Source organism: Rhodococcus sp. C-2 (assembly GCF_027854095.1).
GTDB classification, from domain to species: domain Bacteria; phylum Actinomycetota; class Actinomycetes; order Mycobacteriales; family Mycobacteriaceae; genus Rhodococcus_F; species Rhodococcus_F qingshengii.
The window spans coordinates 19,312-32,230 of record NZ_JAQGFI010000030.1; the positions used below are offsets into that span (position 1 = coordinate 19,312).

The 12,919-nt window shown below is 59.9% G+C and carries 1 protein-coding gene; it reads left to right on the forward strand.

All coding sequences use genetic code 11. The features are described from left to right. Positions 1-102: 102 nt before the first annotated feature. On the forward strand, positions 103-12,919 hold a 12,817-nt coding region (locus tag PCS43_RS33155), incomplete at its 3' end, for a non-ribosomal peptide synthetase (protein ID WP_270923244.1).

Below are 12,919 nucleotides of genomic sequence, written 5' to 3' on the forward strand. Positions count from 1 at the left end.
CCTGCGAATACTGATCGAACTGCAGTACCAAAGCGAAGGTGAAATTGTCTTGACGCAGCACGTGTTCCTCCAGCATGCCGTTCGAGTGCAGGTCGTGACCGCATGAGCTCCGATGGTGTGACGCCAGGGACTTCGGTAGCTCGCAAGGCACGTCGAGAGCGTCCGGCACGCGGCCGTCGTGCCAGCACCTCGTTGCTTCCGCAACTGCTGGCGGCGGCCGTCGAGCTGGGGCCCGAGCGGGAGGCGTTGCGGTTCGAAGGACGTTCGCTGTCATACGCAGAGTTGGACGAGCAATCGTCTCGTTTGGCGAGATTGTTGATCGCCGGCGGCATGGGGCCAGAGGATCGGGTTGCAATTTCGATACCGCGGTCCATCGAGTCCGTTCTGGCACTGTGGGCAGTCGCCAAGTCCGGCGCCGCCTTCGTCCCGGTGGATCCGAACTATCCAGCCGATCGCGTGGCCTACATGATCAGCGATTCTGGAGTTTCGGTCGGGTTGACCACTGAGGGTGCACGCGCCGGGTTAACCGACTCGGTCGGGTGGATCTCGATCGATGCTTCGGACACTGTCGAGTCGTTGGCCGCTGTCTCCGGCGCGCCAGTGACGTATGACGAGCGGGTAAGGACACTGCGTGAGCAGCACGCCGCGTACGTCATCTACACATCCGGCTCCACAGGGCGACCCAAGGGTGTTGTTGTTTCGCATTCGGGGCTAGCCGTCCTGCAGCGAGAGCAAATTCGCATGCTGTCGCTCGACGGCAATTCGCGGGTTTTGCACTTCACGACTCCAAGCTTCGACGTATCGATCTTCGAACTACTCGAGACGATCGGGGCTGGCGCCGTCATGGTGATTGCCCCATCGAGCATCTACGGTGGGCCCGAGCTAGCCGAGCTGATCAAGACAGAGCGAGTGACGCATGTCGGCGCTACTCCTTCGGTGCTCGCATCGGTGGATCCATCTGGACTCGACGATGTTGCTGTCGTCGTGGTCGCGGGTGAAGCGTGTCCGCCAGAGTTGGTCGCGAAGTGGGCGCCCGGACGCCACTTTGTCAACGCGTACGGCCCGACCGAGATGACGATCGTCACGAACATGACGGAACTCGGCGCGGGTGATCCCGTCACGATCGGTGGTCCGATTCGTGGTGCAGCGTCTTTGGTATTGGATGCCCGCTTGCAGCCTGTACCGACGGGGACTACGGGTGAGCTCTATCTTGCAGGGCCGCAGGTTGCGCGCGGATACCACAATTTGGCAGGTATGACGGCCGATCGATTCATCGCGAATCCCTTTGGGGCACAGGGTGAACGAATGTACCGCACGGGGGACGTGGTGCGGTGGACGGAAAGTGCTGCCGGCGATCGTAGCGTCGAATACGTCGGACGGTCCGATTCCCAGGTCAAGATCCGTGGCTTCCGCATCGAGTTGACTGAAATCGACGCGGTCATCGCACTCGACGAACGGGTCGAGTTCGTGACAACGCTCGGGCGAGTGTTGCCCAGCGGTGAAACGGCTCTCATCTCTTATGTGCTTCCTGCAGTTGGAGCCGTGCTGTCCGGGGATGACGTCCTGGCAGTGGTCAAGACGGATCTTCCCCGTCACATGATTCCGGCGGCTGTCGTTGTCATCGACGAGATTCCCTTGACGCCAGTAGGAAAGCTGGATTCAGCAGCACTTCCTGATCCCGTATTCGAGGCCCGAGAGTTTGTAGCGCCATCCTCCGATGGTGAGGTCGTGGTCGCGCGCATATTCGAAGAACTCTTGGGGGTGGACCGAGTCGGCGCTGACGACGACTTCTTCGAACTCGGCGGCAACTCGTTGATTGCTGCGAAATTGGCCGGGCGTCTCAGTGCGGCTTTCGATGTGCGGGTTCAGGTCAAAACGCTCTTCGAGTACTCGACAGTCTCCGGTCTTGCATCTGTTTTGTCAGATTCAGCGGGGCGTGTGCGAATTGCCTTGGCCCCTCGCTCTCGTCCGGAGCGGATACCTCTTTCCCTTGCACAGTCGCGGATGTGGTTCTTGTCGAGATTCGACTCTGTGTCTGGTGTGAACAACATTCCGATCGTGTTGCGGTTGTCCGGTGCCGTCGATGTTTCGGCACTGTCCGCAGCGCTGTCGGATGTTGTTGCGCGGCACGAGGTGTTGCGGACCGTCTATCCGGAATTCGAGGGCATCGGGTTCCAACAAGTACTTCCGGTGGACGAATTCGTGGAAACTGTATTGCCCGAAACTGTCGACGCGGCCGACTTGCTCGGTGTGCTGACGCCAGTGGTGGCAGAGGGGTTCGATGTCACGGTCGAGGTGCCATTACGGGTTCGTTTGTTCCAGACGGGTTCGTCGGAGTTTGTGTTGGCGTTGGTGATTCACCATATCGCTGCTGACGGTGTGTCGATGGGTCCGTTGGTGCGTGATGTGTCGATGGCGTATGTGGCGCGTGCGGGTGGACAGGTTCCGGGGTGGGCGCCGTTGGCGGTGCAGTATGCGGATTACGCGTTGTGGCAGCGTGAGGTGTTGGGGTCCGAGGGTGATCCGTCGTCGTTGATGTCTGAGCAGTTGGGGTATTGGACGTCGGTGTTGGCGGGGTTGCCGGAGCGGATCGAGCTGCCGGCGGATCGCCCGCGGCCGTTGGTGGCATCCAATCAGGGTGCGAGTTACCAGTTTTCGATAGACGCGCGGTTACATCGAGCGCTCGAGCAGTTGGCGCTTGATCGTAATGTGTCGTTGTTCATGGTGGTGCATGCGGCGTTGGCGGTGTTGTTGGCGCGGCTGAGCGGTAGTGACGACGTTGTGGTGGGCTCTCCGATCGCAGGGCGGGGTGAGCCGGAGCTGGACGATCTGATTGGTATGTTCGTCAATACGTTGGTGTTGCGGACCGAGGTGGATTCTTCGGAGTCTTTCTCGGCGTTATTGGGTCGGGTTCGTGAGGTCGATCTCGGGGCGTTCGGCAACGAGGACGTGCCGTTCGAGCGTTTGGTGGAAGTGCTTGATCCGGCGCGGTCGCAGGCCCATCATCCGTTGTTCCAGGTTGCGTTGTTCTTTCAGAACATGGCGCAGGATGTCGTGGAGTTGCCGGGACTGTCGATTGCCGGTTTCGACGCCGGTGTCGAGATCGCGAAGTTCGATCTGCAGTTGACGGTGACGCCGTTGGAGGAGGACGGCGTCGGTGTGGGGATGCCGATGTCGTTGACGTATGCGACGGATCTGTTCGACGCGTCGACAGTTGTTTCGTTTGCGGAGCGGTTGGTGCGTGTTCTGGAAGCAATGGTGGCGGAGCCTGATTCGGTTGTCGGGGATGTGGAGTTGCTCGGTGAGGGCGAGCGTTCGCAGGTGCTGGTGGCGGTCAATGACACTGTTCACGAGTTGACTGTTGGTGCTTTGTTGCTCGACGGGTTTGTTGCGCAGGTGGCGGCGACGCCGGATGCGGTGGCGGTGGTGTTCGAGGGGCAGTCTCTGACGTATGCGGAGTTCGGGTCTCGGGTGAACCGTCTTGCACGGTATCTGATTTCGGTGGGCGTGGGGCCGGAGTCGTTGGTGGCGTTGGCGATGCGCCGGTCGGTTGACCTTGTGGTTGGTATGTATGCAGTGGTTGCTGCGGGTGGGGCGTATGTGCCGTTGGATCCGGATCATCCGGTCGAGCGCAATGGTCATATTCTCGAGACCGCGGCACCGGTCTGTGTGTTGTCCACTGCTGGTGACGGTGTGGTGTTGCCGAGTAAATTCGATGTGGTGTTGATAGACGAGCTGGACGTGTCCGGATTCTCGGATGCGCCTGTTTCTGATGTGGATCGTGTTGCGCCGTTGCGTGTTTCGAATGCTGCGTATGTGATTTTCACGTCGGGGTCGACGGGGAAGCCGAAGGGTGTGGCGGTTTCGCATGCGGCGATCGTCAATCAGATGGCGTGGATGCAGGGGCAGTATGTTCTGACCGGGTCGGATGTGTATCTGCAGAAGACTGCGACGACGTTCGACGTGTCTTTGTGGGGGTTCTTCCTGCCGTTGGCGGTGGGTGCTCGGTTGGTGGTGGCCACTCATGACGGTCATCGGGATCCGGGGTATTTGGCGTCGGTGATCGCTGATCAGCGCGTGACGGTGACGGACTTCGTGCCGACGATGCTGTCGGTGTTCGCGGGGGAAGTCTCTGCCAGCCAGTTGGATTCGCTACGTGATGTGTTCGTCATCGGTGAGGCGTTGCCGGCGCAGACGGTGCGCGATTTCGGTGTTGTTTCAAGCGCGCGGGTTCACAACTTGTATGGTCCGACCGAGGCCGCGGTGTCGATCACGTTCGCGGATGTGACGGATGCTGTCCACGGTGGTGTGGCTTCTATTGGTGTGCCGCAGTGGAATTCGCAGGTTTTCGTCTTGGATTCGCGATTGCGTCCGGTGCCGGCGGGTGTTGCGGGAGAGTTGTATCTTGCGGGTGATCAGTTGGCTCGTGGGTATGTTTCTCGTCCGGATTTGTCGGCGGATCGCTTCGTCGCGAATCCGTTCACTCATGGCAGTGTCGGCGATCGGATGTACCGCACGGGGGACTTGGTGCGGTGGGGCTGGTCGGGGGAGCTCGAGTACATCGGGCGCACTGATTTCCAGGTGAAGTTCCGGGGTCAGCGGATCGAGTTGGGGGAGATCGAGTCGGCCCTGGTGGCCGATGTGTCGGTGTCGGTGTCGTCGGTGGCGGTGGTGTCGACCAAGACCGGTGATCAGTTGGTGGGGTATGTGGTGCCGACGTCGGGAGCGGTGGTTGATGTTGCGGCGCTTGTGGATTCGTTGGGGTCGGTGTTGCCGTCGTATATGGTGCCGTCGCAGATCATGGTGTTGGATGCGTTCCCGCTGAATGCTTCGGGGAAGTTGGATCGGAAGCTGTTGCCGAAGCCGGTGTTCGAGGCTGCGGCGTTCCGGGCTCCGGTGACTCCGGTGGAGGAGTCGGTTGCCTCGGTTTTCGCCGAGGTGTTGGGTGTGGATCGGGTCGGGCTTGATGATGATTTCTTTGCTTTGGGTGGCAATTCGCTGATTGCGACTCGGATGGTTGCCCGCCTTGGGCAGGCGCTCGATACGCAGGTTCCGGTACGGGTGCTGTTCGAGGTGTCCTCGGTCGAGCGCGTGGCTGCCCGGGTTCAGACCAAGATCGGTTCGGGTGCTCGGGCGGCGTTGACTGCTCGGGTGCGTCCGGAGCGGGTGCCGTTGTCCCTTGCACAGCAACGGATGTGGTTTCTGAACCAACTCGACCCAGAGTCGCCGGTCTACAATGTTCCTCTCGCGATCCGGCTTTCAGGGAAGCTGGACGTGGCGGGGCTGAAAGCTGCTGTTTCCGATGTCCTGGCACGGCACGAGTCGCTCAGAACGTTGTACCCAAGCGATCCAGATGGACCAATGCAGGTAATTGTTCCACCCGAAGAGGTCGTGCTGGACTTGAGTCCAGTCGAGGTCGACGCCGAGTCTGTAATGCTGCGCGTAGCAGAGGTTGTCGGACAGGGATTCGACGTCGGTGCTGAGGTCCCCGTTCGAGCGAAACTGTTCAGCCTTGGCTCTGGCGACTACGTGTTGGTTGTCGTGATCCACCACGTTGCCGGAGACGGTTCCTCAGTCGGGCCACTCGGGCGCGATGTCATGGTCGCGTATGAGGCCCGATCTCGGGGGGTGGTTCCGGGGTGGGCACCTCTCGGAGTGCAGTACGCGGACTATGCGTTGTGGCAACGCGAGATGTTGGGCTCAGATGGTGACCCGGACTCGATCGCGTCGAAGCAAATTGCGTATTGGCGAACTCAGTTGGCTGACGTCCCCCCCGTTTTGAATCTCCCCTTGGATCGTGCAAGGCCCGCGATTCAGTCGTTACGCGGAGCGACAGTCAATTTCACGATCGATGCACGCCTTCATTCAGACTTGTCGAGGCTTGCAGAGGGTCACAACGTCACTGTCTTTATGGTCATTCACGCGGCTGTGGCTGTTTTGATGTCCAGACTGAGCAGTTCCACGGACGTGGTGCTTGGTACTCCTGTCGCAGGACGCGGGGAGGCCGAACTCGACGATCTGATTGGTATGTTCGTCAACACGCTGGTCTTACGCACGAACGTCGAAGCGTCGGAGGGATTCGGTTCGTTCCTGGAGCAGGTGCGTGAAATCGATCTATCGGCGTTTGCCAATGCGGATGTGCCGTTCGAGTGGTTGGTGGATGAGATCGACCCCGTGCGTTCTACTGCGCACTCACCGCTGTTCCAGGTTTTGTTGGTGTTCCAGAACTTTGCGCAAACGCAGTTCGTGTTGCCAGAACTCACGATTTCCGGGATCGAAGCGGACTCGGGAACGGCGAAATACGACCTTCAGATCACTCTGTCCGAGGTCATCAGCGAGTCTGGAGAACCCTCAGGGATACACGGGTCGTTCAACTACGCAACCGACCTGTTCGACGAATCAACGGTGCTGGAATTCGTCGATCGTCTGTTGCGAATTCTGAGCACAGTGTCCGCAACTCCGGACGTACTGGTGGGTGATATTCCCGTACTCTCACAGAGCGAGAGTGAACAGGTACTGGCACAAGCTGTTTCGGCCGGATCTTTGTGCTCGGACAATGCGACGCTGGTCTCGTTGTTCGACGAGCAGGTTGCGCGGACGCCTAACTCTGTCGCGTTGGCCATGGACGCAATTGAACTTACGTATGCGGAGTTCGATGCCAAGGTCAATCAACTCGCGCGTCACCTCATTTCCGAAGGAGTCGGACCTGAGCAGTTGGTCGGTGTGGCGATGCGTCGGAGCATTGACCTCGTGGTTGCGATCTACGCCGTTCTGAAGGCTGGGGGCGCCTACGTTCCTATCGATCCAGATCATCCAGCAGAACGCACCGAGTACGTCGTAGAGGCGGCGGATCCGGTACTGATTCTGACTACCGCTCGCGATCAGTTCGCGTCGACGGGTCGACGGATGGTGACTGTCGAGGCTCTGAACTTGGACGGGTTCCCATCTCGCCGGATTGCCGACTCTGAACGCAATTCGCCTTTGCGATCGCAAAACACGGCGTATCTGATCTTCACTTCAGGTTCGACAGGTCGACCCAAGGGCGTTGCCATTACACACAGCGCAACGGTGAACCAGTTGGTGTGGGCTCAGGCGACCTACAGGCTTGATTGCTCGGATGTGGTACTGCACAAAACGCCGATCACCTTCGACATTTCGGTCTGGGAATTGTTCTGGACTCTCCAAACTGGCGCGAAACTGGTCATCGCGGTTCCCGATGGACACCGGGACGCAGATTATCTTGCGAAAACCATCGCTCAAGAGCGGGTCACGACGGTGCATTTCGTTCCGTCGATGTTGAGCGCATTCATGTCCGCGGTGCCCGCGCCGCTGCCGGAATCGGTGCGTCGAGTCTTTGTCGCAGGAGAGGCGTTGAGCGCCGACACCGTACGCCGATTCAGCGGGTACGCCTCGGCGAGCCTGCACAACTGGTACGGGCCTGCCGAGGTCGAGGTGGTAACAGCTTGGGAGGCGACTCCTGAGGCGGTGGTCGTCCCGATCGGTACGCCCGTCGCTAACGCGTCCACTGTTGTGCTTGACGGCCGGTTGGCGCCAGTGCCGGTGGGTGTGGCCGGTGAACTGTATTTGGGCGGACCGCAGGTGGCTCGTGCATATCACGGTGAGCCTGCTATGACGGCGCTGCGATTTGTCGCCGATCCATTCGGATCAGCCGGCGCCAGGTTGTACCGCACCGGAGATTTGGTTCGATGGACCAAATCGGGGGAGCTGGAGTACATCGGCCGTAGTGATTTCCAGGTGAAGTTGCGTGGTCAGCGGATCGAACTGGGTGAGATCGAATCAGCCCTGCTCACGCATGAGAACGTAAACGACGCCGTCGTCGTGATGCACTCTGACTCCAAGTCGGGTGACAGCTTGGTTGGGTATGTGGTGCCGGCGTCGGGTGCGGTGGTTGATGTTGTAGCGCTTACGGATTCGCTGCGTGCGGTGTTGCCGTCGTACATGGTTCCGTCGTTGATCATGGTGTTGGATGCGTTGCCGCTGAATGCGTCGGGAAAGTTGGATCGGAAGTTGTTGCCGGAGCCGGTGTTCGAGGTTGCGGTGTTCCGGGCTCCGGTGACGGCGGTGGAGGAGATCGTCGCGTCGGTGTTCGGGGATGTTCTCGGGGTCGAGCGTGTCGGGTTGGATGATGATTTCTTTGCTTTGGGTGGTAATTCTTTGATTGCTACTCGGGTGGCGGCTCGGTTGGGGCAGGCGCTCGATGCGCAGGTTCCGGTGCGGGTGTTGTTCGAGGCGTCGTCGGTGGAGTTGTTGGCTGCTCGGGTGGAGTCGGAGGTTGGTTCGGGTGCGCGGGCGGCGTTGACTGCTCGGGTGCGTCCGGAGCGGGTGCCGTTGTCGTTGGCGCAGCAGCGGATGTGGTTCTTGAACCGTTTCGATACGTTGTCGTCGGCGAACAATATTCCGGTGGCGATTCGGTTGTCGGGGTTGTTGGATGTGGAGGCTCTGCAGGCTGCGGTGTCGGATGTTGTTGGTCGGCATGAGATTTTGCGGACGGTGTATCCGGAGGTCGACGGTGTCGGGTTCCAGGAGGTGTTGTCTGCGGATCGGGTGCGGTTGGATTTGTCGCCGGTGGCGGTGTCGGAGTCCGATGTCGTTGGTGCGGTGACGGAGTTCTTGTCGGCTGGTTTCGATGTGGCGGTGGAGGTTCCGGTTCGGGCGCGGTTGTTCGCGGTGTCGGAGTCGGAGTTCGTGTTGGCGATGGTGGTTCATCACATCAGTGGTGATGGTGTGTCGATGGGGCCGTTGACGCGTGATGTGATGGTGGCGTACGAGGCTCGTTCTCGGGGTGAGGTGCCGGGGTGGACGCCGTTGGCGGTGCAGTATGCGGATTACGCGTTGTGGCAGCGGGAGACTCTCGGTTCGGAAGATGATCCGTCGTCGTTGATTTCGCGTCAGATCGGTTTCTGGGAGTCGGCGTTGGCGGGGTTGCCGGATCAGTTGGATTTGCCGGCTGATCGTCCGCGGCCGGCGGTGGCGTCCAATCGTGGTGCTGCGTATTCGTTCGTGATTGATCGTGATGTGCATGTGTCGTTGAGTGACGCTGCGCGTGAGTCGAATTCGTCGTTGTTCATGGTGGTGCATGCGGCGTTGGCGGTGTTGTTGTCGCGGTTGTCGGGGACGTCCGATATTGCGATCGGTACTCCGGTGGCGGGTCGTGGTGAGCAGGTTCTCGATGATTTGATCGGGATGTTCGTCAATACGTTGGTGTTGCGGACCGAGGTGGATTCTTCGGAGTCGTTCTCGGGGTTGTTGGGTCGGGTTCGTGAGGGCGATCTGGGTGCGTTTGCGCATGCGGATCTGCCGTTCGAGCGGTTGGTGGAGGTGCTCAATCCGGCGCGGTCGCAGGCTCGTAATCCGTTGTTCCAGGTGATGCTCTCGTTCCAGAACATGGAGCAGACCGCGTTGCAGTTGGGCGATCTGACGGTTGCGGGCGTCGATACCGGCGCGGTGGCGGCGAAGTTCGATCTGCAGTTGACCATGGTCGAGCAGTTCGACGAGTCCGGTGCCCCGGCCGGGATGGCGGCGACGTTCACGTACGCGACGGATCTGTTCGACGAGTCGACGGTGGCCTCGATGGCAACCCGATTCGAACGCATCCTGCGCACAGTTCTCGACGATTCATCGGCGCTGGTGGGAGAAGTCGATCTTCTTGATGGTGTTGAACGAATTGAGATCTACAACAGATCGCGCGCCAGTCGTCGGGATCTGCCCGCGACGCGATTGGTGGATGTCGTCGGTACGGCTCAGCGCGCTATGGATGTTGCGCTGATTTACGGTGACGAAAGCTTGACCTATGGCGAATTCGATTCGCGCGTCAATCGATTGGCCCGACATCTGATTTCGCAAGGTGTTGGACCTGAGGTTCTGGTCGGCGTGCTCATGGGGCGGTCTATATCTTGGGTGATCGCAGCCCATGCGGTGATTCGTGCAGGTGGCGGATATGTACCCCTGGACCCATCGCATCCGACTGAACGCGTCTCTTATGTTTTGCGAACGGCGGCGCCCGCCGTTGTCTTGTACTCGCGTGACTTTACGGTTGATGGTCGACTCGACGCGAAGTTGCCGACTTCCTGGGTTGATGTTGACAGTCTTGACCTGCATACGTATTCGACTGATCCGATCACCGATTCAGAGCGACTGTCTGCTCTTCGGGGAGATCACCCTGCGTATGTGATTTTCACTTCCGGTTCTACCGGGACGCCGAAAGGCGTCCTGGTATCGCATATCGCCGTAGTAAACCAGATGCTTTGGCGCCAGGATCGATACAATTTGGACCCGTCGGACGTGGTGCTGGTCAAGACTCCGTCCACATTTGACGTTTCACTTTGGGAGTTGTTCTGGCCGTGCCAAGTAGGCGCGCGCATGGTGATCGCCGAACCGGATGGCCATCGTGACCCTCAGTACATAGCGAAGTTGATCCGGGAGCATGCGGTCACGGTCGCGCACTTCGTGCCTGCAATGATGGCCCTATTCATTTCAGCCGAATATGCCAGCAATATTCCTTCCTTGAGGCTGGTGTTTTCCGGTGGCGAGGCCTTGAAAGTTGGCACTGCCGCGGAAGTTTTCGGAGTGATGCCATCAGCACGCTTGGAGAATTTGTACGGTCCTGCCGAGGCTGCAATTGATGTGACCTTCCATGAAGTCACATCGGACGAGACCGTGTCGATCCCGATTGGTTCTGCTGTGTGGAATACAGGGCTGCTAGTCCTGGATTCCAGGCTGCACCCGGTTTCAAGGGGTGTTGTCGGCGAGCTTTATCTATCGGGCATTCAGTTGGCGCGCGGGTATATCGGGCGGGCCGCAATGTCGTCGGATCGGTTTGTTGCGAACCCGTTTGCCGATGGCAGCGGGGGCGGTCGGATGTATCGCACGGGCGATTTGGTGCGGTGGGATGCGTCGGGGGAGCTGGAGTACATCGGCCGTAGTGATTTCCAGGTGAAGTTGCGTGGTCAGCGGATCGAGTTGGGGGAGATCGAGTCGGCTTTGGTGGCTGATGCATCGGTATCCGCATCTGCAGTGACTGTTGTTTCGGCCAAGTCGGGTGACAGCTTGGTTGGGTATGTGGTGCCGGCGTCGGGTGCGGTGGTTGATGTTGTAGCGCTTACGGATTCGCTGCGTGCGGTGTTGCCGTCGTACATGGTTCCGTCGTTGATCATGGTGTTGGATGCGTTGCCGCTGAATGCGTCGGGGAAGTTGGATCGGAAGTTGTTGCCGGAGCCGGTGTTCGAGGTTGCGGTGTTCCGGGCTCCGGTGACGGCGGTGGAGGAGATCGTCGCGTCGGTGTTCGGGGATGTTCTCGGGGTCGAGCGTGTCGGGTTGGATGATGATTTCTTTGCTTTGGGTGGTAATTCTTTGATTGCTACTCGGGTGGCGGCTCGGTTGGGGCAGGCGCTCGATGCGCAGGTTCCGGTGCGGGTGTTGTTCGAGGCGTCGTCGGTGGAGTTGTTGGCTGCTCGGGTGGAGTCGGAGGTTGGTTCGGGTGCGCGGGCGGCGTTGACTGCTCGGGTGCGTCCGGAGCGTGTGCCGTTGTCGTTGGCGCAGCAGCGGATGTGGTTCTTGAACCGATTCGACCCGGGATCCAATGTTGACAATATTCCGGTGGCGATTCGGTTGTCGGGGTTGTTGGATGTGGAGGCTCTGCAGGCTGCTGTGTCGGATGTTGTTGGTCGGCATGAGATTTTGCGGACGGTGTATCCGGAGGTCGACGGTGTCGGGTTCCAGGAGGTGTTGTCTGCGGATCGGGTGCGGTTGGATTTGTCGCCGGTGGCGGTGTCGGAGTCCGATGTCGTTGGTGCGGTGACGGAGTTCTTGTCGGCTGGTTTCGATGTGGCGGTGGAGGTTCCGGTTCGGGCGCGGTTGTTCGCGGTGTCGGAGTCGGAGTTCGTGTTGGCGATGGTGGTTCATCACATCAGTGGTGATGGTGTGTCGATGGGGCCGTTGACGCGTGATGTGATGGTGGCGTACGAGGCTCGTTCTCGGGGTGAGGTGCCGGGGTGGACGCCGCTCGAGGTGCAGTATGCGGATTACGCGTTGTGGCAGCGGGAGACTCTCGGTTCGGAAGATGATCCGTCGTCGTTGATTTCGCGTCAGATCGGTTTCTGGGAGTCGGCGTTGTCGGGGTTGCCGGATCAGTTGGATTTGCCGGCTGATCGTCCGCGGCCGGCGGTGGCGTCCAATCGTGGTGCTGCGTATTCGTTCGTGATTGATCGTGATGTGCATGTGTCGTTGAGTGACGCTGCGCGTGAGTCGAATTCGTCGTTGTTCATGGTGGTGCATGCGGCGTTGGCGGTGTTGTTGTCGCGGTTGTCGGGGACGTCCGATATTGCGATCGGTACTCCGGTGGCGGGTCGTGGTGAGCAGGTTCTCGATGATTTGATCGGGATGTTCGTCAATACGTTGGTGTTGCGGACCGAGGTGGATTCTTCGGAGTCGTTCTCGGGGTTGTTGGGTCGGGTTCGTGAGGGCGATCTGGGTGCGTTTGCGCATGCGGATGTGCCGTTCGAGCGGTTGGTGGAGGTGCTCAATCCGGCGCGGTCGCAGGCGCGTAATCCGTTGTTCCAGGTGATGCTCTCGTTCCAGAGCGCACGCCAGACCGGGTTGCAGTTGGGCGATCTGACGGTTGCGGGCGTCGATACCGGCGCGGTGGCGGCGAAGTTCGATCTGCAGTTGACCATGGTCGAGCAGTTCGACGAGGCGGGTGCCCCGGCCGGGATGGCGGCGCAGTTCACGTACGCGACGGATCTGTTCGACGAGTCGACGGTGGCCTCGATGGCAACCCGATTCGAACGCATCCTGGCTGCCGTCGTTGCTGATCGGTCAACCATTGTTGGTGACGTTGATATTTTGGATTCTGTTGAGCGTTCGTTGGTGCTCGAGGGGTGGAATGACACGGCTCGTGAGG